The sequence below is a fragment of the Paenibacillus sp. FSL L8-0708 genome, from assembly GCF_038009325.1.
Taxonomy (GTDB): Bacteria; Bacillota; Bacilli; order Paenibacillales; family Paenibacillaceae; genus Paenibacillus_AQ; species Paenibacillus_AQ odorifer.
The window spans coordinates 4,965,374-4,989,919 of sequence record NZ_JBBPBC010000001.1 but is presented as its reverse complement, the minus strand read 5'-3'; the positions used below and the strand labels follow the sequence as shown (position 1 = coordinate 4,989,919).

24 protein-coding genes are annotated in these 24,546 nt (G+C 41.0%); 15 read left to right on the top strand and 9 right to left on the bottom strand.

Annotated features, from left to right (window positions below; all coding sequences use genetic code 11):
• Nucleotides 1-54 precede the first annotated feature (54 nt).
• From fabZ to NYE58_RS23825, 6 genes are all read left to right on the top strand, one after another.
• Nucleotides 55-495 (top strand): 3-hydroxyacyl-ACP dehydratase FabZ, encoded by a 441-nt coding sequence (gene fabZ, locus NYE58_RS23850; RefSeq protein ID WP_076127337.1) that lies wholly within the window; start codon nt 55-57, stop codon nt 493-495.
• Nucleotides 492-1,091: a chorismate mutase gene (locus tag NYE58_RS23845; protein ID WP_076127335.1), complete on the top strand. Its 600-nt coding sequence runs from the start codon at nt 492-494 to the stop codon at nt 1,089-1,091. The genes fabZ and NYE58_RS23845 overlap by 4 nt, the downstream gene beginning before the upstream one ends.
• Before the next feature lie 688 nt (nt 1,092-1,779).
• Complete coding sequence (locus tag NYE58_RS23840; RefSeq protein ID WP_076127331.1) at nt 1,780-3,018, top strand: ATP-binding protein; 1,239 nt, start codon at nt 1,780-1,782, stop codon at nt 3,016-3,018.
• 122 nt (nt 3,019-3,140) lie between these two features.
• On the top strand, nt 3,141-3,794 hold the full coding sequence (locus NYE58_RS23835) for a DUF421 domain-containing protein (RefSeq protein WP_076304880.1): 654 nt from the start codon (nt 3,141-3,143) through the stop codon (nt 3,792-3,794).
• A gap of 94 nt (nt 3,795-3,888) precedes the next feature.
• Nucleotides 3,889-4,158: a hypothetical protein gene (locus NYE58_RS23830; RefSeq protein WP_248548548.1), complete on the top strand. Its 270-nt coding sequence runs from the start codon at nt 3,889-3,891 to the stop codon at nt 4,156-4,158.
• A gap of 40 nt (nt 4,159-4,198) precedes the next feature.
• Nucleotides 4,199-4,672 carry a GNAT family N-acetyltransferase gene (locus NYE58_RS23825; protein ID WP_341003160.1) on the top strand — a complete coding sequence of 158 codons (474 nt, stop codon included), beginning with the start codon at nt 4,199-4,201 and terminating at the stop codon, nt 4,670-4,672.
• Between the two features lie 68 nt (nt 4,673-4,740).
• Here NYE58_RS23825 and NYE58_RS23820 read toward each other — a convergent pair whose 3' ends face one another.
• Nucleotides 4,741-6,156 (bottom strand): MDR family MFS transporter, encoded by a 1,416-nt coding sequence (locus NYE58_RS23820; protein ID WP_341004294.1) that lies wholly within the window; start codon nt 6,154-6,156, stop codon nt 4,741-4,743.
• 82 nt (nt 6,157-6,238) lie between these two features.
• Nucleotides 6,239-6,664 (bottom strand): MarR family winged helix-turn-helix transcriptional regulator, encoded by a 426-nt coding sequence (locus tag NYE58_RS23815; protein ID WP_076183004.1) that lies wholly within the window; start codon nt 6,662-6,664, stop codon nt 6,239-6,241.
• 264 nt (nt 6,665-6,928) lie between these two features.
• Between NYE58_RS23815 and NYE58_RS23810 the strand changes: the two genes are divergently transcribed.
• Complete coding sequence (locus NYE58_RS23810; RefSeq protein WP_232061537.1) at nt 6,929-7,009, top strand: YjcZ family sporulation protein; 81 nt, start codon at nt 6,929-6,931, stop codon at nt 7,007-7,009.
• 96 nt (nt 7,010-7,105) lie between these two features.
• On the opposite strand, the gene NYE58_RS23805 is transcribed toward NYE58_RS23810, so the two are convergent.
• Together NYE58_RS23805 and NYE58_RS23800 are read right to left on the bottom strand one after the other, a co-directional pair.
• Entirely contained in the window at nt 7,106-8,161 is a 1,056-nt protein-coding gene (locus NYE58_RS23805) for an ankyrin repeat domain-containing protein (protein WP_341003159.1), read from the bottom strand.
• A 294-nt stretch (nt 8,162-8,455) separates the two neighbouring features.
• Nucleotides 8,456-9,346, bottom strand: a complete 891-nt coding sequence (locus tag NYE58_RS23800; RefSeq protein ID WP_341003158.1) for an AraC family transcriptional regulator — start codon at nt 9,344-9,346, stop codon at nt 8,456-8,458.
• Nucleotides 9,347-9,581: 235 nt separating this feature from the next.
• Here NYE58_RS23800 and NYE58_RS23795 point away from each other — a divergent pair, with 235 nt between their 5' ends.
• From NYE58_RS23795 to NYE58_RS23785, 3 genes are read left to right on the top strand one after another with little or no spacing between them, the layout of a single operon-like run.
• Nucleotides 9,582-10,400 carry a DMT family transporter gene (locus NYE58_RS23795; RefSeq protein ID WP_341003157.1) on the top strand — a complete coding sequence of 273 codons (819 nt, stop codon included), beginning with the start codon at nt 9,582-9,584 and terminating at the stop codon, nt 10,398-10,400.
• A gap of 42 nt (nt 10,401-10,442) precedes the next feature.
• Nucleotides 10,443-10,775, top strand: coding sequence for a chaperone CsaA (csaA, locus tag NYE58_RS23790; RefSeq protein WP_341003156.1), 333 nt, complete (start codon nt 10,443-10,445; stop codon nt 10,773-10,775).
• A 50-nt stretch (nt 10,776-10,825) separates the two neighbouring features.
• Nucleotides 10,826-11,419: a hydrolase gene (locus NYE58_RS23785; protein ID WP_076127313.1), complete on the top strand. Its 594-nt coding sequence runs from the start codon at nt 10,826-10,828 to the stop codon at nt 11,417-11,419.
• Nucleotides 11,420-11,489: 70 nt separating this feature from the next.
• Here NYE58_RS23785 and NYE58_RS23780 read toward each other — a convergent pair whose 3' ends face one another.
• Together NYE58_RS23780 and NYE58_RS23775 are read right to left on the bottom strand one after the other, a co-directional pair.
• Nucleotides 11,490-12,302: an undecaprenyl-diphosphate phosphatase gene (locus NYE58_RS23780; protein WP_036688882.1), complete on the bottom strand. Its 813-nt coding sequence runs from the start codon at nt 12,300-12,302 to the stop codon at nt 11,490-11,492.
• A 129-nt stretch (nt 12,303-12,431) separates the two neighbouring features.
• The gene (locus NYE58_RS23775) at nt 12,432-12,608 is read right to left on the bottom strand and encodes a hypothetical protein (RefSeq protein WP_256717547.1); all 177 of its coding nucleotides are present in this window, start codon (nt 12,606-12,608) and stop codon (nt 12,432-12,434) included.
• A gap of 98 nt (nt 12,609-12,706) precedes the next feature.
• Here NYE58_RS23775 and NYE58_RS23770 point away from each other — a divergent pair, with 98 nt between their 5' ends.
• The 4 genes from NYE58_RS23770 to NYE58_RS23755 all read left to right on the top strand — a co-directional run bounded on the left by NYE58_RS23770 (nt 12,707) and on the right by NYE58_RS23755 (nt 20,209).
• Nucleotides 12,707-13,087 (top strand): GNAT family N-acetyltransferase, encoded by a 381-nt coding sequence (locus NYE58_RS23770; protein WP_341003155.1) that lies wholly within the window; start codon nt 12,707-12,709, stop codon nt 13,085-13,087.
• Between the two features lie 368 nt (nt 13,088-13,455).
• A complete protein-coding gene (locus tag NYE58_RS23765) occupies nt 13,456-14,964 on the top strand; it encodes a hypothetical protein (RefSeq protein ID WP_143766408.1) in 1,509 nt (502 codons plus the stop codon).
• 12 nt (nt 14,965-14,976) lie between these two features.
• Nucleotides 14,977-15,735, top strand: coding sequence for a DUF6063 family protein (locus NYE58_RS23760; protein ID WP_076190642.1), 759 nt, complete (start codon nt 14,977-14,979; stop codon nt 15,733-15,735).
• Nucleotides 15,722-20,209, top strand: coding sequence for a hypothetical protein (locus NYE58_RS23755; protein WP_341003154.1), 4,488 nt, complete (start codon nt 15,722-15,724; stop codon nt 20,207-20,209). The genes NYE58_RS23760 and NYE58_RS23755 overlap by 14 nt, the downstream gene beginning before the upstream one ends.
• An 81-nt stretch (nt 20,210-20,290) precedes the next feature.
• Here the strand turns inward: NYE58_RS23755 and NYE58_RS23750 are convergent, their stop codons facing one another.
• The 3 genes from NYE58_RS23750 to NYE58_RS23740 form a co-directional block, all read right to left on the bottom strand.
• Entirely contained in the window at nt 20,291-21,175 is an 885-nt protein-coding gene (locus NYE58_RS23750) for a DMT family transporter (RefSeq protein ID WP_341004293.1), read from the bottom strand.
• The gene (locus tag NYE58_RS23745; RefSeq protein WP_341003153.1) at nt 21,175-22,026 is read right to left on the bottom strand and encodes an AraC family transcriptional regulator; all 852 of its coding nucleotides are present in this window, start codon (nt 22,024-22,026) and stop codon (nt 21,175-21,177) included. Before NYE58_RS23745 ends, NYE58_RS23750 begins: the two co-directional genes overlap by 1 nt.
• 86 nt (nt 22,027-22,112) lie before the next feature.
• The gene (locus NYE58_RS23740) at nt 22,113-23,576 is read right to left on the bottom strand and encodes an ATP-binding protein (protein WP_256721832.1); all 1,464 of its coding nucleotides are present in this window, start codon (nt 23,574-23,576) and stop codon (nt 22,113-22,115) included.
• Between the two features lie 197 nt (nt 23,577-23,773).
• On the opposite strand from NYE58_RS23740, the gene NYE58_RS23735 reads away from it, so the two are divergent.
• Nucleotides 23,774-24,496, top strand: a complete 723-nt coding sequence (locus tag NYE58_RS23735; protein WP_076276121.1) for an MOSC domain-containing protein — start codon at nt 23,774-23,776, stop codon at nt 24,494-24,496.
• Nucleotides 24,497-24,546: the final 50 nt, after the last annotated feature.

Genomic DNA, 24,546 nt, shown 5'->3' with positions numbered 1-24,546 from the left:
ACTTTTAATGTTAAAATTACCCAAAAAGTATTTTAGGAGGCTAAGACGGGAATTATGCTAAATATACAGCAGATTGTAGAACTTATTCCTCATCGGTATCCGTTTATTTTAGTGGACAGAATTATAGAGTTGGAGGAGAACAAAAGAGCAGTAGGTATTAAAAATGTATCCATTAATGAACCGTTTTTTAGCGGCCATTTTCCTGAGCATCCTGTTATGCCGGGTGTTTTAATTGTGGAGGCATTAGCCCAGGTAGGCGGAATCACAATGTGCAAAAACGAGAAGCTGATGGGCAAGATAGGGTTATTAGTTGGCATAGATAATGCCCGTTTTAAGCGCCAAGTAACGCCTGGGGATCAGCTTCTTCTCGAATTCGAAGTCAATCGGATGAAAGGTGAAATTGTAAAAGGCAAAGGCACCGCAACAGTAAATAGTGAGCTTGTATGTGAAGCTGAGATTTCTTTTGCATTTGTGCAAAAAGGAGGTTCAAAATGAAAAGGATGCCGTTTGTACGACCAACCGAACATTACGATCTGCAAATTAAGGATATTGACGAGCAAATATGTGCATTGATCAAGCAACGAAAGGAAATCTCGAATAATAATCCAGGATTCCCACCGTTTGAATCTATCTCTAAATGGGCAGAAAATTATGAGCTCTATGAGGATTTTTTGAAAGCGGTATTTGGGACGTTGCTAAGTGAAGATCATTTTAAACCGATGGTTGAGCCAATTGATTTTAGAAAACATATTGCAGTTCTTAAATCAATTGAGAAAGATGGATTTTTTTATACACTGACCTCTATACGCCAATATAGTAATGCTAGTGTGGTCACCCTTAATATAGATTGGGACATGACAACTGAGCTTCCAACAAATTCTCATAACCATAGCTTTTTCGAGCTGTTTATAGGCGAAGAATATGATAGTCGAATGATGAATGGCGGAAGTTCAACCGGAAAAGCTTCTTATAATTACGTAATTTCTCCACCGCTCTCTGACGATCCTTCAGGTGTTATATTAGAGTTCAGGGAACATGGTAAACCCTTCAAGAACAATGAGACAGGAAATCAAATTGTTTTTAGGCTGTAGTACTTATTTCTTCTCCGGAAAATATTGCTTATAGCTATCTCCATTGCTATTATCAAAAGTGGAGATCCGAGCGAAGTTAGTTTGACTCCGCTCCATATCACAGTTAACGGATTTTTAGTGAAATAAAAACCGGCCATCCTGAGGGGATGGCTGTTTTCTGTGTAAGACAACTTAATGATTCATTTCCGAATGCGTTCCTTCCTCAGGAGATTTGCCTTCTGGTGGGATCCAAACGGGACGAATCGCAAAGGATAAAAGCAAAAGTAATGTTAATATAGAGGCTACGATTAAACCGAGTTTTCTAATCCTCGTAGGTGAAACTAATACTATAACAAAAATGACAAGGACAAACCCAACCGACGTTACAATTTCGATTACGGTTATGGGATGTAAAGGTGGCAGCTCTAGATTTATGAGCCCTTAAAAACTACGAAGGTACAGTTTACAATTTAGATATTCAGGAATACGAAAATTGATGACCCCACACAGACTTCAGATGTCTGTATTTTTTTGCTAATTGTGGTTCTATAGTATGATTTTTTGGGATTATTTGAAAAATGGTTGAGAAATACATAGTGTATAGTCAATACTGTGACTTATAATGTTAGCTTAGGTAATGATCTAAAACTCTTAATATAACCTTGAATATATTCATTTACGCAGCAAAAGGCTGAAAGGAAGTCATCTCTTGTTTGAAACCCTACTTTTAAATTTTTTGTTTTTGCTTTTTCCAGTATTAACATTTCTAATATTCTTTGAGAATCGGGCCTATTCCTACAATAGATTGATTCTCGTTTTTATGTCTGCAGTGACCATGAGTCTCTGTATTGCAAAACCTATCAGACTTGAAATTGGCTATATTTTTGATTTAAGGTACATTCCGTTTATTATTGTGGCACTGTTTGGAGGATATAGGAACGTTCTTCCTCTATATATTATTTTGAATGCTTACAGATTCTATGTGGGTGGAGGTGGAGTATTTTATTCGTTTCTATTTGCGACAGCGATTCTGATTTTGGTGCCGTTATATAAAAATAGATTTTTAAAATTACCATCGAAGGGCCGTGTGATTGCGGCAAGTCTGATTGCTTTGCTAATTATGGGGGTTTATCTGTTAATTTTAGGTTTTGTTCAGGATTCCTTAGACAGGCAATTTTGGATTCTTTCATTAAATGCGTTGACAACTCATGTTGGGGTGATGAGTGTCATTATGATTTTGATTGAGAAGATTATCTCCAATATTAAAAATCGGGAACGGATTGTTCAATCGGAAAGATTAAATGTCGTCAGCGAGCTAGCGGCAAGTGTATCCCATGAAATCAGAAATCCACTTACAGTGACTAGTGGTTTTTTGCAGCTATTAAATAAATCTAAAACGATGACGCCAGAGGAAAAGGGCTTTGTAGAGTTATCTCTACAAGAGCTACAGCGAGCAGAAAAAATTGTAAGTGATTATCTCTCCTTTGCCAAGCCACAATCTGAAAACATGGTTTACTCCAATATGAAGGCAGAATCAGAATATACTAAAAATATCATAATGCCTTATGCCACTATGCACAAAGTAGATGTCCAATTTAGTTTTAATAATTCGTTAAATAAAAACTATGACCGAAACCAGATTCAGCAGTGTCTAATTAATTTATATAAAAACGGTATAGAAGCGATGAAGGAAACCGATGGCGGTACGCTATTTATCGATATATTTGAAAAAAAACAAAATATTATGATCAGTATTAAAGATAACGGAGTCGGTATGACTAAAGATGAAATATCGCGACTCGGTAAGCCGTATTATTCGACTAAAGCAGAAGGAACGGGGCTGGGTATGCTTATGGTCTACAGTACCGTCGATAAAGTGAAAGGAACTATTGAAGTCGATAGTGAAAAAGGCAAAGGGACAACGTTCCTTATAACTATCCCAACATAGGCAAGTTGCAGAGAGTATCTTTTGCTGTTTATACCCCACTAGGAGTGTGTAATACCTCTCATGAATGGATTTCGTGTAAAAAGGGTAACGAGCCTGTACGAGTCCCATCTGGAGGTGCAGCAATGGAGATATTTGTATCTATAGGCGTCAAATTGGTCATCAGCTTTTTTGGTTTGTGGATCATTACCTTTATTACCGGCCGCAAGACGCTTAGTCAATTGACACCACTCGATTTTCTGTCTTCATTGATTTTAAGTGAAATTGTCGGCAATACGATATATGATGATGAGGTAAAGATCTGGCATCTGCTGTTTGCTCTTTTTATTTGGACCGCATTATCTTATCTGTTCGAAAAGGTGACCACCCATTTTGTGAAATTCGGGAACATGGCGGAAGGCCGGACAGTGCTGCTAATTGACGATGGCAAAGTGAATCAGGATTTGTTGGAGAAATACGATATTGAGTATACCCAGCTATTGTTCATGCTGAGGCAACAAAATATCTTTTCCCTAAGTGAAGTGCGGTATGCTCTGCTTGAAACGAACGGCTCTCTATCGGTTATGCGCAAGTCTGAAGCTGAGCAGTCTTCTGCTTTTTCCATAACAGTTATTGATAAAGGCAGGGTACTGGAAGAGTCCATGCGGGGCAGATCGATGAACAAGGAGCAGATTCAGGAACGCGTCAGAGAGCAGGGTTATAATTGCATTGAGGATATTGCCTATGCTGAATATAAAGAAGACGGAACGCTCTATATCCTTCCCAAAAACAAACCATAAATCAACATGATAAGACGCTGGAGCCGAGTGACTCAAGTGTCTTTATTTGAAATCAGGAGTGCCTAGTGAATAATAAATTTTAATGGAGGTAAGGATGATTAGTTTAGGATTATGGATCTTAACCGCTCTAATTGTGCTAGTTGTTGTAATGTTTCACGCAGGAGCATTATTAGATTTTATCCGGCCTAGTGTCCTACAAACTCAAATTTTTGGTCTTCACATTACATTGTTTGGAGTAGTTGTGATATTGGCCTATGAGGGTGGTCGCGGGATAGGCGTTTTTGTTGGATTAATTGGACTGTTTACGGGGATCTTGGGCTCTTTTAGAGATTCCTCTAAACCGGAGGATAAAAAGAATATCTGACAGCTTATATATTTACTAACTTTCGGAGGGGTATAACTTTATGGAGATTTCTTTATCTAAAGCAGACGCGAGCGACGCAGAGTTTATTCATGAAATGCAAGTCAAAGCCTTTATGCCATTGCTGGAGAAATATAAAGATTATGAAACCAGCCCAGCCAATGAATCTGTGGAACAAATCAGGGATCGAATTAATCAGACTTTTGCAGATTATTATATGATTAAGTATTTTGATATTGCTGTGGGCGGTGTCCGTATCGTTAAAAAGGATAATAAAACTTATCGGGTCAGCATCATCTTTATATTGCCAGAACATCATGGGAAGGGGATTGCCCAGCAGGTTTTTGCAATGATTGAACAGAGATATAAAGATGCAAAGAAATGGGAGCTGGATAGTATTATACAGGAGCAAAGGAATTGCTATTTATATGAAAAGTTAGGGTATAGAAGCACGGGGGAAACCAAAAAAATAAATGACAACTTAACATTAGTTTTTTATGAAAAACATATGAGTTAAAGCCTTAGGGTTATACTTAAAAAAAAGACAGCGGGCAGTTCATGTCCACTGTCTTTTTCACATACAAATCAATACACTCGAATACGCTTCACAAATAACGATATAATCAATCCAATACCTGCAATTGCTGCGATAAATAAGTAAGCATGTGTAATTCCAGCGGTTAATATTTCAGGCTGTGCAGCGGTTGGATGTGTGTTTGCGAATCGTGTTTGTCCGCTAGACATTAGCGTAACAGCGAACGTTGTACCAAGAGCACCTGCAATTTGCTGAAGTGTACTCATAACAGCAGCCCCATCCGGATAGTATTTCACGGGTAATTGATTTAACCCATTGGTTTGAGCGGGCATAATGACCATAGCTAATCCGATAAACATTGCGCAGTGTATTAAAATAAAGGTTAGGCTACTGGTTTCAGTAGAGTTTCTTGTAAATAGAAAACCAGCAATGGTTGCGATAAAAAATCCAAGCGGCAGCAATAATTTCGGACCGTATTTATCGAATACTCTACCCGTAACTGGAGCCATAGCCCCGTTAATAACACTGCCTGGAAGAAGTAGAGTACCCGCCATTGTGGCCGATAACAATAAACCTCCTTTTAAATATAAAGGTAATAAAATTGCAGAAGATAAAATGATCATCATTCCTAAAAAGAGCATTATAAGACCTATCGTAAACATGGGATATTTAAATACCCGTAAATTCAGCATTGGGGTTTCCAATTTAAATTGCCGTAATACAAACAAGATTAAGCTGATGAAACCAACAATAAGAGGCAGCAAAACAATGATTTCACTCAAAGAATGATCAGCAAAGTTACTAAAACCAAAGACGATTCCACCAAATCCAAGAGTAGAAAGCAAGATGGATAAAATATCAATTTTAGGTTTTGTGATGTTGGCTACATTTTTGATGAATGTTAATCCGAAACCTAATGTAAATAACAATAAAGGTAAGCTTATCCAAAAGATATACTCCCAGCCAAAATGATCTACAATTAAACCAGATAGAGTAGGTCCAAGGGCCGGTGCACACATAATAACGAGTCCCATCATTCCCATGACAGTTCCGCGTTTATGTGCAGGAAAAATAATAAGAATAATATTGGTCATTAATGGAAGCAATAAGCCTGTCCCTAAGGCTTGCACTAATCGTGCAATTAATAATGAGGTGAAATTAGGCGAGAGGGCAGCAATTAATGTACCGACGATAGATAATAGCAAGGAAGCTGTGAATAATTGTCTAGTGGTAAACCATTGCATTAATAGGGCGGATATTGGAACGAGGATACCTAATACAAGTAAATATCCTGTGGTTAGCCACTGAACCGTTGAGGCGTTGATTGAAAATTCATCCATTAAATTTGTAAAAGCCATGTTTAAGGCGGTTTCACTGAATAGCCCGACGAATGCACCTAGCATAAGCGAGAAGGCCATAAGAGCGGGACGTTTAACTTGAACAGTTGATGTTGATTCCATGATAATGATGAACCTCTTTTCAGAATTTTGATTCGGATTATTTTTGCATGATAGATGATATATCAACTATAAGGGGGAGAGAAATGCTTTAAGCACTTCTTACATTATTCAGCACATGTGTTAGCAAAGTCTTTAACGTTGAGTAATCTGAAGCAGATAATCCTGACTCGATAATTTCGTTTAAATTGACCGTCACCTCATTTATAGTATTCTCTAATTTCCGTCCTTCTTCTGTTACATATACATTTACCGCTCGGCGATCTTGCGCACTTGTTACTTTGTGTATGTAACCTTTGCTCTCTAAGCTGGCGATCATTCGGGCAACACTGGCTTTGTCCTTACCAAGATTAGCAGCAATCTCGTTCTGAGATAGACCTTCTTTCTCAAGCATCAGAGCCATAAGTAGATGCTGTTCAGGTGCAAGTCGAAAAGGAGCAAGTAACTTTGTTAAATAATTTGCTATTTCTAAATGCAAATCTCGAATGACCAAACCTAAAGGTTCTCTTGAATCCATATGATCTCTCCTAATTGAAGAATAGATGATATATCAACGTTATTGATTTGTCTATATTAGCATAAAGTTATGGATGCTTGTCAAGTTAAGAAAATGAATAGAATCATAGACTTAGATACAAGCGGCAAAGTTGTTTAATGCCCAATCACTTGATGATACATAGTCATATGCTGTTGTGAAATTAAAAAAAATAATTAGGGAGGGATTTAAATGGGGTATAACTGTGTTGGGGGCGTTCAAGAACAAAAAAAGGCTCCAGTTTGTATTAATCCTTGGACATCAACGGGTACGATTCTTGTGCTTTACATTCTTCTCGTCATTATCCTTAAAACTTGTTGGATCTAGAATTTATGTGAATTGATGCCCCAAAGTTTTTTTCTTCGGGGCGTTTCTTTGTTTTCTTTAGTTAGATAATAGACACGTTAAGGATTCAGGATAGACTTAACGGGAATAATCGGGTTGTGTCATAGAAATAGGCTGAGGATTGGCAAGTACCCATTGCACCGCCAGCTCGCATAATCTGGCCGGTTGCTCATTGCCAGCGATGTTGCGGAACCGTTTGGCGAGTGATGTTGCTTCTTGAAGAAGGACGGGCTCTAAAGGTGTTCCCGTGCTAAAATGCCGTATCAGTGCATCCAGCATTTTACGGTAACCGGCATCCCAGTTTCCTCCGCCATTATTAAGGATTTCATGAGACACCCGCCCTGTGATGCGGATAACCTCACCCTGCACCGTTGTCGCGTGTCCTGAAGCAGGGACGAGAAAATCCCACAGCTCTTGGTGCTGTGCGGGCCATGCGGCTTCCGTTACCTCGATAGGAGAGATTCCATCATGTCTCTGCAGTTTCGCTATAGGCTCGACATCAAATTGCCGGTACAGCTCCAGGAGAGCATTTGCCGTTTCATCCAGTCGATCTTTATTGTAATTTGTTCTGACGAATTCAAAATCCTTGCCGATACGCCGCACGGATTCCTTCATCTCCGGCGTGATTACTGCTCCTGCATCCAGCATAATACGCGAGATTTCTGCCATGTGAACTATATCGATATTCCGGCATTGTAACAATCCTTTGGCGAGAGGTGTGTTTTTTCGGTTATTTTCTGCATGGACATTTGCGCCGCGTACCACCAGATCCCGCACTACTTTTGTTTTGTAAGAAGCTGCTGCTGAGTGCAGCGGTGTCTCATTCTGGTAATCCAGGGCTTCCATATCTGCACCTAGTTCAAGGAGTAAGGGGACATTTCCGGACCAGGTTGCAGCCTGAGCATGAAGAGGGGTGCGCTTATAGTTGTCGGCAGCGTTGATGTCAGCACCCTGCTCCACAAGCCAGGAAACCATTTCATCCGGTATTTGCCGGAAGCTGAGGGCGGTACCTTTGCTGTAACCCCCACGGGCATCCCATTCGCATAGCTCAAATACCTCTTTTAAGGCAGATATATCATTCGTTTTAACCAGCTCGGCAAAATTGGCGGGTAATGTTTTTTTCTTTTTGCCCATCTCATTTTTCCGCTCCTTTATTAATAGATAAATAGCAGATAACTTCTTGCAAGTTTATCATATAGTAGAATTGAACACTAATTCATGCAGGACGAAAAGGTTGAAGATATAAATGTAACTTTATTGGAAAAGAGTGGGATATCGTTTATATGGCGATCCCGAAATCATAGACTATTAGAAAATGAAAACATTAAGCTTGTGTCTTGGAAATATATTCGAGATTTACGAAGGACATCGAAATTACGCTAACACAAGGCAATCAGACAAAGTGATCGACTCTGCTTTTTTGATTTTTTAAGTTCGTTCATTTCTAATTTTTCTGAACTCCTTAGGAGTTATATTTAAGTGTTTTTTAAAAGACTGGATAAAGTGATTTGCGTTATTGAAACCAACTCGCTGTGCGATTTCAGTTATCGTGTAGTCAGTTGCTATTAACAAATCACAGCTTTTATTAATGCGATATTTAATTAAGTAGAAATACGGAGTCATATGGATACTTTTCTTAAAACCTCGAGTGCACTCCGATACACTTAGATGTGCTGTATCTGCTATTTCCTTCAATGTCAAATTATTAGAATAGTTTTTGTGAATAAAACTAAGCATTAATTGTAGTCTCTCTTGCTGGAGTCTGTTATATTTAGACGATTTCTCAGAGGATAGAGAAAAATTTGATATAAGGATTAACCATAACTGGACTGTTTTGATAGAAACTTCGTACTCCCATCCCCATTTTTTTTTCGATTCAAATTCTTTTTTCATAGCCCAAAGAATTTGTAGGATTTGATTATGCCAGTCCTTATCTCCTTTGATTTCTAAACTTAACAAGAATGAATTGGTATACGGAAGTACATACTTTTTTTCCATTGCACTATCAGAATAAAAGGCAAGTAACTTCTCTGGGAAGTTAAAACTAACATATTCACCCTCTTGGTTAAGGTATGTAACAATATGAAGTACGCTCTTATTAATAAAGATGGCCTGACCTGCTTCTAAATCATAATTGATTCCGTTGACTTGTATGGTTAGTTTCCCTTTGGTCACTAAAGTAATTTGTAGTTCTTGGTGCCAATGTAGATCGTTAACCCCTCTGCCATTAGGAATAGATTCATAATTGGTATGAGTGTACATGATGTATGGAAATGCATCATCAGGAAATTGAATGGCTTCGTGCAATTGCTTTTTCAAAGTGCTTATTCTCCTTATTTGACGATATTTCTATATAAATTAAAGATATAGTTGCACAATATAGACCCTGACGGTGATATTATTATATCCAGCCTAGACTTATCATACAATTCTGTGCACAGGGATTGTCACACATTTTGGAGGAACTATGGTTAGTTCAAATAAACCGTCTATACTATTTCATCCGTTTATTCTGTTATTTATCAGTATCTTGTCCGTTTCTATCTCTTCAATCATGATTAAACTTTCAGATACACCTACTTCAGTGGCTGGGATGTATAGATTGTTTATTTCTGTAATCATCATGCTCTGTTTTACATCTGGGAAAATGGCTCGTTCTACTGAGATGAATAAAAAAGATTGGGTCATCGTTATTTTATCCGGCCTATTTCTAGGGTTACACTTTTTATTCTGGATGGAATCATTGGTCTATACTTCAGTTGCAAGCTCCATGGTGATCTTATCGTTACAGCCGCTATTTGTTATGATGGGGTCTTACTTTTTATTCAAAGAACATGTTAACCTACTAACCGTTTTTTGCCTGATTGTTGCTCTTTTAGGTTCGATTGTTATTGCATGGGGAGACATATGGGTTTCGAAAGATGCACTAATCGGCGATGGTTTATCGTTAATTGGCACATTCTTTGCTTCAGTCTATCTGTTGGCCGGGCAAAAAGTAAGCGGCAAAATCAATGCAAGTCTATACAGCATTTTCGTCTTTTTTATTGGTGGTACTGTTATGCTCGTGTACAATTTGATAAATAATGTCTCATTAATTAATTATGCTTCATCAGATTGGATTTATTTTTTGCTTCTTGCAATAATTCCAACTATTTTTGGTCAATACATCTTTAACCTTTTGTTAAAGTCGATTGGAGCAACTACTGTCTCGGTTGGGATTATTGGTGAGCCTGTTCTTGCTATAGTCCTTGCATATCTATTATTAGGGGAAACTATATCGTTATTCCAGTTTATAGGTGGCATAATAACCTTATTCGGTATGGGAATGTATTTTTGGGCGAAATCTTTAAAGTACAACATTCAAAATAAGTAAATAAGCAGTCGGAAAATATTTAGCTAAATAGGGGGATGGCAAATGGTAACTATTGACGATTTTTTGAAACTTGATATTCGTGTTGGAACAATTATTAAAGCGGAGTTTTTTGAAAAAGCAAAAATACCTGCGATTAAACTCCAAATTGATTTTGGACCAGATATCGGAAGCAAAACATCAAGTGCACAGATTACTAAACGATATAGGGCCGAAGAGATTGTAGGGCAACAAATCATTGGGGTAGTTAACTTTCCTGCTCGAAATATTGCGGGTTTCCAATCAGAAGTATTAGTTCTTGGAGGAATACCGGATAAAGGGGATGTGGTTCTCTTGAAGCCAGATATTAAATTACCTAATGGGACACCTATTGGGTAATATAGGGTAATTGTAGTATACAAAAATTGATAGTAATCGGAGAGAAGACAATGGAAGAATTAACAAGCTTAGCATCTGAAAGTATTGAGGCAAGTAAAACGGCGCTAGTCGTGATCGACTTGCAGCAAGGAATTGTCCACAGTCCAAAGCAGGGGCCGCATACAAGTGCTCAGGTGGTTGAGAATGCCAGCAAATTAGCCCAATCCTTTACCGAGAAAGGAGGATTTGTTGTTCTGGTGAGGGTGTCATGGCTAGATGGGCAAGATATGCTTAAACCTAAAACTGATTTGAAAATGAATTCCGTGACCTATCCAGAAGGTTGGGACGACATCGTACCAGAATTAGCGAATATCAAAAATGCACATCTGATTACCAAACGGCAGTGGGGGGCATTTTTCGGTACAGATCTTGATTTGCAGTTACGACGCCGCGGAATAGACACGATCGTATTATGTGGTATTTCTACCTCGATTGGTGTGGATACTACTGCTAGAGAAGCTTATCAGCTTGGTTATCATCAAGTTTTTGTAGAAGATGCTATGACCGCGATGGCTAAAGAAGAACATGATTATGTATGCAAAACTATCTTCCCTCGCATAGGTAAGATCCGGTCGAGCGATGAAGTAATATCCATGTTGAAATAATATAAAAAAACCTCATGCTCTCTCTGTGATCTCAGAGATTGTCATGAGGTTTTTCAGTTGAAATTATGTCTTACATAAAGATGAGGAGAAGTATCCCAGCTAAGAAGCAGTAATAAGAGAAATACTTCAAATTACCTTTAGCCATAATCCCCATAAACCAGCGCATGGAGAAATAAGTAACGATAAGTGTAGTAATAAATGCAATCAAGTATGGAATGGCTAGCTGCGAGCGGTTAGGATCGTGGGCAATATCAGATGCGCCCATAACGAGTCCGCCCAAACTGACAGGAATATAAAGCATAAAAGAAAAGCGTAAGGCAGTTTCTTGCTTCATTCCCACAGCGATGGAAGAGATGACAGTTGCACCAGAGCGGCTTATCCCAGGAATAAGGGCGACTGCTTGGGCAAGTCCGACTATAACTGCATCCTTCGCTTTTAAGTCACCATCTTGTTTACGTCCGCGAAGGTTACGGATCAACCATAAAGCTACCCCTGTAACCAGCAAGGCGATGGATACGGTATGAACCGACGAGAAGATATCCTCAATCTGATCCTTGAAGAGTAAGGCAACAATTACCGCAGGCAAGGTACCGATGATGATGTACAAAGAGAACAGGAAATCCGACTTATATTCCTCTTTGCGGGTCAGAATAAATTGAACGAATCCAGTGATCAATCTTCCGATATCTTTGCGGAAAATAAAACAAATCGCAATTAGTGAAGCCGTATTTGTTAAGATTTCAAATGATAGCCCATTTTGTTTTAAGCCTAGCAATTTCTGTGCGATGATCAAATGGCCGCTCGAAGAGACGGGGATTGGCTCAGTTGCCCCTTGAACAAACCCTAGAAACAAGTATTTAAGCCACAGTATAATATCTTCCATTTTACCTCCCAGTATTTTTGTAATCTTTTCAATCATATCGTATTCAATAAAGAAATGACAATAGAACCATCGTGCCATATTCAATTGAACGAGTTATACTAATTCGTAAGACTATTAAATGAGGTGGAACTATTTGTAGTACATTACTAAAAATTCAGCAGCATGATATTCCAAGAGCAGCCAGTGTTCTGGCCGAAGCATTTGCCAAAAATGATCCGTTATATCAGCATATCTTGCCTGATGAATCAACCCGATTACGCGTGTTGAATATTTTTTTTCATCGTTACATTGAGATGTTGTATCCATATACGGATTTACTAACGACTTCTACTCACTTTGAAGCAGTGGCTTTAGTGTTCCATTCGGAGCGTCAGACAGGGACAGTGATTTCGAACGTCAGGTATATGAAACAGATAGTCCTTGCGATAATTAAGTCATTACCGATTTGCCGAATCATTGGGGTGCGAGGATTTATACGTGGTTTATCTATTTTGTGTAGTATGAGTTCCTTGTGGTTATCAATGTTTGGGGATCAGAAGTATAAACATTTGGATATGCTTGCAGTGCAGGATCAATATCGAGGTCAAGGATATGTATCAAAAATCATGACACCGCTACTCGCGGAATGTCGTATGAGCAATACGTTATGTACATTAGAGACACAGACACCGAGCAATTTGCCCATTTATGAGCATTATCAGTTCCGTACGGTTAAGGTCATTCCTCTACCTAATAGTTCACTTGAGCAGTATTGTATGGCGTTTACGCCAGGAGTTGCCGAGTAGTTAATAAAAAGGGCGGTCCCATTCAGCCATTTCATGATTTTGGGGCAGTCTTTTTTTTGCGGAGTCTATAAGGGTTAATGAAGCTTCAACAGAAAAATCAGGGCATTTCTCCCTGTAATTCTGCGATCTTTGTCATCCGGCTAGAATCTATTATTTTGTTTAACAAAAATAGCATAACCTTTGTAGGATTGTTATAATAGAAACATATATTCCCGTGCTTCAGAACCCTATACAGGATGTATAGGGGTTTTATTTCTTTTAGTGAGGGAATCGAGAACAAGTATGGGGTTGTCCGAACAGGGAAAAGAGGATCGGAGAGTTCCGCAGGAAATTTTAAATTATGAAGTGATGGCGAGGTTAGCAGAAAGATGAATTGGTCGGATTTTGGCGAACGAAACAAACGATTGAATCCCCTGTGGAATTTGGGGGCTGGCATGAACCTTGGCGAAATCCAACCTTACAAAGAAATGGTATCTTTAAGCGTTCTGCTGCAAGTCTATTATCTGGAGCTAGAATCGAATGAGAGAAGATCCAAAGAGGATATTATTGAGCTTACTTGGACTGCGCTGGAACGTTTTAATATCGCCAATCTTGGGACTACCGAATCCGTAGAGCGTCTCGTGGACGGTTTATTGTGGAGCGGGAATGGTGGGGATTTCGAATCCTTTTTCTATGATGATGTGACCCGGCAAATGTCCGTGCAGAAATATAAGTATTTCACGGTGGACGAGGATGCGACTCGCAGCAGTTGGGAAGAGAACGGCAGAACCATCTATCGTCTCTCTGAATATGCAATGGAGCTCATTTTTATGAGCCATGAGATTATTGATGAATTTCAGATCAGCATCAAACTGCTCGAGATTCAAATGCATATAAAGCATGGGCGCGTAACTCGGGCTCTTCAGGATGTTAATGAACTGATCTCCCGTGTCCGCAAGATGACCCAGCAACAGCAAGAATACCGCAATGCGTTACGCCGCAATCCGAAGCATATTTTTAGTGAATTCGGAGTAGCTCGGCATCAGCGACTCGAAGAGATTCATCATCAGTTCGAGGAGGAACGCAAACATTTTGACAGTATTCACCGTTCTCTGGCCCGGCTGGCCAATGATGAGAAAGACGTGATCGACTTCAATGAGATCCGTATTCTCTCTGAACGAGTCGAGCTTTCTAGGCGTGTACACGATGAGCTGGCTGAGGTAGTATTGAATATTTTTGAGATGGAGACCAATTTAAGGTTGAACTTCCCTGAATTATTCTGGGGAGCAGCCGGGTTTAACTTCCGTACACATGTATGGGAGGAATGGGTGAAAGAAGAGGGTCTGCCAAGCGGTGACAGTCTTGAACTGCTGCTCAGCGGATTATTCGCTCCGAATCAGGACTTCGTTTATCCGCTTCCTTGGGCTTGGGAGGAACAAGAGGTAGGGTTTATCCCCGACTTAGTGATGGATGATTTCGAAGATGAGGTGGACACAGAGCCTGTTCAATATATTCCTAAAGGTATTCCATGGGCAAAAGTAGTAGAGCTGTGGCAGCCGGTTTTTGCTGCCTTGGCTGAGCAGGGAAGCTTTACCTTTACTGCAGACGCTTTTTCCGCCGAAGAACTAACAGGGTGGGCAAACACACCGGATGCTGTTGATCTGTGGGTGCAGTTTTTTCATACAGATATTTTAGTGCAGGAACAGGCACCAGAAGGTGGTAGCGGCGTTTCTGATGAATGCCAACAGCTAATCCAATATGTACTTGCAGAAGATCTTCTGTTGGAGAGTTTACGCGGCAAAACGCTGCGGACGAGCATTGCTCCAGAACCAGCCTCAGGGGTACGGTGTTCTGGTCTGGATATGAGTCCATATATGATTACGATCGTGGAGAGGTGAGAAGTTACTAACATGAGTTATACATTAGAACAGGTACAGCAAGCTTCGCGGCTATTTTTTGAATTGCTCCGTAAAAAAGTAATTCCTCTCGATGACCCTGCAGCGGCAGAATGCCTTCAGGATGCAGGAACTTATGATGCACTTCAGTACGTTGCTAAAGAAGGGGGCTGTCGGGTGATGAATTCCGGGCACCGTCTCCATCTGCTAGTTAATCCGCTGGGGTCAGTGTTTGCAACCAATTTCACCCAGTTGAAGAACAAATATTCACGTGTTGAGCGTAAAACTCACTTACATATTATCAATATTATTATTCTGGTTTTTCTGGCCGAAATGGATCAGGATGAGACTCATTTTAAGTCGGGGCAGGACAGTATGTCCTATATTCAAATTGCTGATCAGGTGTCCTCTCTCTTTCAGACGTGGATTCAGATGGATGAGGAAGGACGATTCAGCCAGCAGTGGCAGCTTGATATCCAAGCGATGTTTAAGGTATGGACCAGTCTTTACATGCAGACTAAGAGTCAGGAAGAGAGTGATCTTCTGACCAGAGGCGCAGGCTCACGAATTGGGCTGATTCATGAAGGCATGAAACTTCTGGAGGAGGAGAAGCTCGTATTCATCTCTGAGACAGAGAAGCGTATCTTTCCTCGGGAAGAGCTTTATGAGAGAATGCGTTATTTATATCATGATGTCGATCGATACCAGGAATTAAAGAGCCTCATTGGAAGAACTTTAGCTGAGAAAGACGGTGCTACCTATGCCGCGGATTGAACGCATACGAATTACAGGACTTAAATACGAGAAGATGCTCAAGAAATACGACGACATGATTCTGGACCTCTGTAACGAAGAGGGACCCGCTAATACGCTTATTACGCTCATGAATGGCGGTGGAAAGGGCGTACTGCTGCAATCTATTTTCCAGCTATTGATGCCCAAAACACCATGGGGCAAAGACGGTGAGAACCAGGTTGAGGCTTTTTTTCATAATCATAAAAAACAACTTAAACCGTACACTTTTCACGTAGCTATCGAATGGCATCTCGACAACAATGAGCGCAATGAGTATATGACCACGGGAATCGCTATGACGGCACATAATTCGCTTGATCAGCAGGATATCAAAGTGGATTACTTGCTGTACGCACTTACAGATTACGGTGAAGCGGCTGAACTTACGCTATCAACGTTGCCGTTATTTAACGAGGTGACTGCTGAACCTACGAGTTTTGAAACGATCCAGCAATTTGTGCGCGATCGGCGGGGAGAGATTGTACCTTTTGGCAGCCATAGCTCGGATTTGAAAAGATATTATGACTTCCTGGCTACCCGGGATATCCATATCGCCGAGTGGCGTAATATGCGGCGGATCAATGGTGAAGAGGGCGGTATCAAAGGTTATTTTAAAAAAAATGATGCCTTCACCAATCATAACTTGTTCGAAAAGCTGATTATTCCTGAAATCGGATCTAGTCTGAATGAAGGATTAAAGGAAGACGACAATACGCTGCAGCGGATGTTTATCGATACAGCAACAGTGGCTCAGCGCTTGCCGATGCTTGAACAGCGGGAGCAGGTCTATACAGAGTTTCTTAGTATGGCTGCACCACTTTATGAGCTGGTAAAACTAGGCGTGGAAGCAGAAAACGTAGTTCAAGAAACGGAATTACGTGGACGCCAAATCTATACGGTTATCTATGAAGAGCAGAGAAATGCAGAAGCTGAGCGAAGTAAGATTGCTGATGAACTGGCTGGACGTTATCAGGATGCGAAGCAATTGCGCTTTGAGACAGACAATCTTAAATACTTACGCAACAAGGAAGAAACGGAACTGAAGCAAGAAGAGTTTAAGAAGCTCAGTGATGATCAGAGCCGTGCGCGTGGTCGGCTGGAGGATTCCAAAGCGCAAGAGAAGAAGCTTGAAGTAGCTTATTTTCTGGCTAAACGGTTGCTCCATACCCGGCAAATTGAGCAGTGGCAAAAAGAAATTCAAGCTATCGAAGGTTCTCTGGAGATGAAAGAACGGCAGGAGGTCATTCAGGCAGCCAAGGAACAGCTGCGGAAACAGTGGGATGTGGTGTTTAATCTCTGGCAGCAAACGATCAGAGAGTTTGGGACAGCACAGCAAGACCTAACGGCGGAAGAGAGAAGATTGCGCAAGGAAAGGGAAAGTTTCTTGGTAGAGCTGGCCGGGCTGGATAATCAGATCAATGATTTGACCTTATCTATTCGCCAATACACGGAAGAACTCGGAGCATTCGCAGCCCAATATGGGCAGGATGCCGCCCATTCTCCGGCAGCTGCCCTGCAGCGTACGATCTCAGCGGCCAAAACGATTCTTCAAGACATTGGAGACTTGGAAGAACAGCACAAGCAGGAAGAGATTCGGAAGCTGGCACTGCATAAGAGTCATGCTGAGCTGAGTGAGAAACGGCGTTCTTATGAGCGTGAAGCGGACGAGCTTGGGGTTCTGCTTGAGTCACAGACTCAGAAAGAATCCCAATTATGGTCACAGCTCGTTGTACTGCTGGAAATGTATGAAGAGCATAATCGTTTAGGAGCTACTGGCCTTTTTGAAGAACAAGATGTTATCCCGGCACGTTTTATCCGAAAAATAGATGAAGTAGAGCAACAGACTAAACGTTCCAGAAGGGATTACTATAATCAGCTCATGGATGTGGAACTTCAGAACCAATCCTACTGGCTACCCAATTCAGATATTCTGACGGTCAAAGATACACTCGATTCGTTAAAGATTCAATCAACACTAGGTAGTTCCTACTTAAATGACCGTCCGTATCTTGAACGTGAGGAAGAACTGGAGCAATATCCGTTACTTCCATATAGTTTGATTATGACCCGGCGCGAAGCTGATAAAATTCAGCCGGAACTGATGAAGGACACCTTGCTTAAATCAGCGGTGCCGATCTTTATCCGTGAAGAGATGGCAGCTTCGCATCAAGATCAAGCATCCTTCATGCTTTTTGCGAATCAAGGGCCGCAAATGGTCTTGCAGCCGGATCGTTTCCAGGATTGGAAGAGCAGTATTCAGGGGAAGCTCAAAGAACAGGAGCAGATCCTTCAGGACTCTGAAGCTTATTTATCTAAGTTAAAATCGGTGCGTCAAGAATATGAACGTTTATTCCAAACCGAGAATACCATGACGCTTACAGCCAAGCAGGATGCCCTTATTAAACTGCAGGCTGAACTTCAGCAGAGCATTAACAATCTGAGCCATGAGATGGATGAGAACGAAGGGACGCTTACCCGGATCGGACGGGAGCTCGCTGAGAACAAAGTTCTAAGTGTGGAGCATGAGCAGAGAGCGGGGGTTCTGCAAGCTTGGATTGAACGGACGAAGAAACAGGAACAAGATTATAAGGAAAAACAAAAAATAATCGAACGAAAGAATCTGGTGAGCAAAGAGTTAGCAGGTAAAGATCAGCAGCTTGAACACCTAAAGGTGCAAATGGAAAGCTTGAGTGGACAACGCAATAAATGGACGAGAGAAACCGAATATGCGATGTTCCCCAGACTGCAACGATGGTTTCCTGAGATAGTTTTCCCAACAGATCACCAGCTTTCTGATGAAGGAGAAGTCATACCTATAGATCCTGTAGAGCAGAATCTTCTCTTGCAGCAGCTCAGTACCGTGGAAAGTCTACAGCAATCATTAACTGAAAATGAACTGGAAGTTCGGACAAGAGCTGCACAGATTAAAGCAGCAAGCGAGAATCTGGCTGAGCTTGAATCCAGCCTGAATCAAGTGGATGTGAATTGGCGGAAGGCGACTGAACCTACGGAAACGTCTGAGACCATTATGGCTGCAAGAAATCACCAAAAGACGGATACTACTTCGTTGGAGGAAGACTATCAGATTGTTCACGACGGTTACATCCGCTGCCAGACTGAATTGGAGAACTTGCAGAAAGAGTTGCGCAAAGTAGAGAAGGGGATCAAAGAGAAACATGAACGTGCCGTGGAGCTTTGGAATGAGGCGCTAGGGGATAAGGAGACAGAAATTCAGGAGCGCTGCCAAGCGAATGAGCTTATGCTTAATCAGTGTAAAAGATCCTTGGACCGAATCGATGTCCTCCTTCAGACTTTATCCAATCAAATCAAAATAATGAACGCGCATATTGAGGATCGCGTCAACCTACGGAGTGTGCCAGAAGAAATAACGCTGAGGGTTAGAGAAAGCTGCGAGCCTCTAGTAGCCGACTGGCTTCTCCGCATTAAGGATAGCCGGATTAGACAGGATGAGATCTCCAAAAAGGTGAAGGAAGAGAAAAATTCCTTAACCGAAAAACTTGCGAAAAATGAACGGAATTCCGAACTGGAGACCAAGATTCTAGATCGATTGAATACGGTCCATTGGGATAATTTCGCCATTGCACTGCAAGTCCTAGATTCCATGCTACGCAGTTCGCGCGATCAGATCGAGAGCATTCAAAGCGATAAGGAAGGCATGGATCTCTCCCGCAAGATGTGGGTTGGCCGGGCATCTCTACGAGTGGTTCAAATCATTGATATTATGAAGCGAATGGAACGCCGGATGATTATTCATAACGAGAATAATTATGCCTTCCCGCTGGTACGTCTGAACTACAAGAATATCAATGTGCCAAGAACAAGCGATGAGGTAGAGCCGATGGTGAGTGACTACTTCAATCAATGCATCAATGAATTGCTCAAAAAGTATCCCAAGATAGAACAAGTGCCGGCGCTGGTAATCAAAGAGGTTATTAATGACGGACGAATTGTCTATGCAGCGCTGCAGAACCGCTTTCCGATACTTCAAGTGTATAAACCGGTAACGGAGAATTATTTCCTCTACGCCGCACCGGAAGATTATCATTATTCGGACTGGGAGATTATTAATCGCGGCGCACTGGATGAAGCAGTCGGCAGTGGTGGGCAACGTCAATCTGTACAGCTGCTGGTCGCAATGATGATCATGACGCATAAACGGGTGAATCGTGAGAATAAAGGCTGGACGGTCTTTTTATATGACAATCCTTTCGGAGAAATGGTCTCCAATAACGTGCTTGACCCCGTCTTTGAAATTTCCAAGGCGCTCAAATTCCAATGGCTGATTGTTACGCCGCCGGAGCTGGTGAAGAATGATGTCAGCGTGCGCTTTGGCGTGTATTGGCAGCTTTATTTTGGAGGCGTCAAAGGGGACATGCTGGAATCGACCCTGATCAAGGGAGGAAGAAAGCTTATTCCTGTCTCGTTGTTCTGAGTATGGAATGAAACTTAAAGAAGCTCCAGTATGCATCACGCTGCTGGGGCTTCTTTTTATTAAATGTTAAAGATGGTGTGGTTATTTAGGTTTGCGTTCGGAAATATATGAACCGGTGAGCGTTAAAAAAGTTCCCGTCAGGATCGCCCAGGTGATCTTTTCATTCAGAACAAGGGCAGAAGCTGCCACTGTAATTACAGGCACAATATAGATGTATACACTTGTTTTTACAGCCCCTAGAATCCCTACAGCTTTATTCCAAGTCAAAAAACACAGTGCCGAGGCACCCAGACCTAAGAAAAGCAGGTGAGCTACATTTGAAATCTCTTTGAATCTACTCAGACCCAGCTGGAAATCAAACAGAAACAGAGGAGGCAGCATAAACAGCAGACCATAGAAAAATACTCTGCGGGTAGCCCCTATAGTATGAATCTTTAGTAGGCTTATTTTTCGCATCAACACTGAATATATTGCCCAAACCACAGGTGCCAGCAATGCCAGCAAGTCACCGATGGGGTTCAGTTGGAGAAGATAACTCCCGTTCAGCCCAATTAATATAATTCCTGCCAAGGCTATCAAAAATCCTATAAAAAACTGCCTATGAAATTTCTCTTCTTCTAAAAAAAAGTGAGCGATAACCGCCGTGAAAAATGGAGCGATGGAGACAATCACACCTACATTGGATGCAAGGGTATAGACTAGGGCAATATTTTCTATAAGAAAATATAACGTGACTCCACAAAGACCTGCTGAGATAAAGAGTAATTCCTCTTTAAAGGATGTAGTTCGGATTGGACGTGAATAGATCAGTAACAGTACAAAGTACCCAATAAGAAAACGGAAGAACAGAATTTCCACAGGCGTAAAGTCTTTTAACAGTATTTTTGTGGAGATAAAGGTGGTTCCCCAGATTAAAATCGTAAGCAATGCCAGCAGATGTCCTGTGTTAATCTTGCGTTGATCTATCATTTCGTAAGTTCCATTGATGACTTTACTCCCGTTTGTTGAACAAATATACGCATATATTGCTTAGGGGTTAAGCCTATAAGTCTTTTGAAAAAATTTGTGAAATGGCTCTGATCACTGAAACCGGTTAGAGAGGCCACTTCTATTGGCAATATTCCTTGTTCTAAAAGCTTTTTGGCGTGGTTGATGCGAATAGTTTCCAAGTAACGGTAAGGTGATATTCCTTTCTGTCTGGTAAATAAACGCAGCAAGTGATATTTACTTAAGCCGCTCAATTCACTTAGCTGGTTCAGCGTAATGTTCTGCGTATAATGTAACTCTATGTATTCGCAAATGATTTTAATTTCAGAAGTAGGCTCTTGAGCGGGACAGAGGGTTTCTGTCTCCGTGTATTCTCTCAGAAGCTGCTCCAAGAGAAATAGAAACAATTCTTCTTTTTGAAAATCGGATTGATCCTCTAATATCATTTGGTGCAGATCGTGTAAAGGGCTCGACAGTTCACTTTGGTAGAGAACATTGTGTGTGAACCGCGGTAAGTAGTCTATGCCGGTAATTTCTAGCACATACTCACGCATGACTTCCGGCTGAATATTGATGCAGCGATAGTCAAGCATCCTCCCGTCTATCTGTTCACAGGCATGGGGATCCGCCGGATTAAAGATGACCACATCTCCGCTGTTAAGAATATGCTCTTCTTGGTTACATAGCAGATGTCTCTTTCCTTGTTCAATAAAACCTATGACATAATAGTCATGAAAATGGTTGGGAAACTTCTGCATAATACCTTCAAATCGATAGGCCTCAAATTTTAAGTCACGATCGAAAACTACTGTTCGAACTTCACGAGTCATTGCTGCACCTTCTTTTCCAATTATGTATAACCATTATAATGTGAAAATTAGGGGCATTCTTGCATGATGTTGCGATACCTCATCTTCTACATGATAGGTTCCTCAGGTGTAATGATCGTTGGAATACTCACAGTAAAAGTTGTTCCTTGCTCCAGAATACTTTCTACAGAGATCGCTCCGCCATGATTATGTATAATATTTTGTGTGATCATATAACCTAAGCCTGTTCCTGTTTCTTTGGTCGTATAAAATGGTTTGCCGAGGGCATTGATCTGTTCCTCTGTCATCCCACAGCCTTCATCCTGCACACTGATTCGGGCTTCTCTGTCATAGGTTTGCACATGAATATAGATGTTTCCCCCATGATTCATTGCTTCCATCGCATTTTTAAGTAAGTTAATAAATACCTGCTTAAGCTGATAAGCCTCACCATTGATCCAAATGGAATGATCAGTACAGACAGGGAGGATCTTGAGATTTTTTAGGGCAGCTTGTCCATTCATTAGTGTGGTGACTTGTTCCAGCAAAGACAATAAATCCACTGGTTTACTAATATGAGTGGTTTGGGGTTTAGATAAGACAAGCAGTTCGTTGACGATGAACTCGATGCGTTTCAATTCTGACTCAATAATGGAAATATATTTATCATTCATCCGCTCGGAAGAGCGCAGTAGCTTCATAAAGCCATTAATGGCTGTAAGAGGATTCCGTATTTCATGAGCGATTCCAGCTGCTAACTGTCCTGCTGTGGATAATTTCTCGGACTGTATCAGTCGTTCATCTTCCAATACTTGCTCGGATATATCTTTGAATATGCCAATGAAGGCTTCGTTTCCTTCATAAATGATCGGCAATGTAATCCCATCCACATATTTCTGCTGGTTATTTAAACAATTAATCAGGTAGCAGACAGAACCTGTTGTTCTATCAGTGTTGAATTTCTTTCTTCGTTCTGAGAGAATTTCATAATTAGAGTAGTCTACAATATCCATAGTCGATAGACCAAGCACTTGATCTAGGCTTTCCGCATGGATTAATTGTAAACCTGCCGAATTTGCATACAGAACAATCCCTCCCCTAGTGATAAGCACGGGCTGAGGCAGTTCCTCCAGCAGCTGTAGAAAAGAGCTCTCTTTTTCAAGTAGATGGGAATTCACAACCTGAAGCTGAGTCTCCATTTCCCTGATCAGGGTTTTATTCTCGAATTGAGTAAAATAATATATGGGTTGACCATTGTCATCCAGAAGGATAGATATGGAGACCTTTAAAGATAACCGGCGTCCGGTGGGATGGAAATAATCTACTTCGAGTCTCTGCGGATCAGTACTCGTAGATGGAAGAGAGCTTCCTAATGAATTGAATTTATGAATCTGATCTAGTAGGGTACGGACGGTTGGAGAGGGTGTCGTTAATTCGGTTTCATCATACCCCAAGAGGTCGCATAATGCTGAATTCAGTTTTAGGAACGTTCCATCAAGCGAAATAAGGGCCATACCCATCACGGCTTGAGTAAAAACAAAGTCAAAACCTTGAAAATCATTTGTCCGCACAGCAGGTTACCTCTCTTCTTTATGGGGGAGTGAGTGTTATTTCAAAATGCAATATGTCTAACAGTCATAGTATAAAACATATAACTCAATAAAACATATAAAATTTCTGGGTTATTAGATATTCATACAACAGTTAAATAAAATCAGGTAGAATAGGAAGATACGTTGCATTTTAAGACAAGTGGAGGCGTTGTATTATGTTATCAGTTGTTGGTGAAATTCAAGGAATTAATCGTTACCCGGTCAAGTCATTTGCGGGTGAAAAATTAGAAAGCTGTATGATTGAACCGTATGGAATGCTTGGTGACCGTTTTTGCTCCTTTTACGATGAGTCAAAAGAGGGCTGGCGAAGATATATCACCGCTAGAAATATACCGAATATGCTTACCTATCAAGCGCAATTTATAGATGGACAAATCCATGTAACGGCATCAGACGGGCGAACCTTTGGATGGGATGATAATCTATTGGAAGAAATCCAAAGCCAAACCAAAACTCCAATCACTATGTCTGGTCTAAAAGCTGCACATCCACAGCCAGAACATCCGCAGCTCCTATCCGTGGATGGCGCTAGTATTCTACTCATTACGGATGCCAGCTTAAAAAAACTGGAGGCAACCTGGGGGCATTCCTTGGATCAACGGCGTTTTCGCGGGAATTTTGTTATCGCGCTGAATGATGATTCTCTTTTTGAAGGAGATTGGATTGGACGCCGGCTCAACATTGGGGATGTACAGCTACAGGTAGATAGTTTTTGTGAGAGATGTGTTGTGATTACGATGGACCCGGATAGTCTCCAGAAGGACCCAGTGCTTTTGAAAAAATTACATAAAGAGTTTGATTTGCATTTCGGAGTCTATGCCTCTGTAATCAAAACAGGGGAAATTCGAATCGGAGATAAAGTAGAAATAGTAGATTAGATATATAATCCCAATAGTATAAACTTCCTTTACATTACTCCATGGATAAA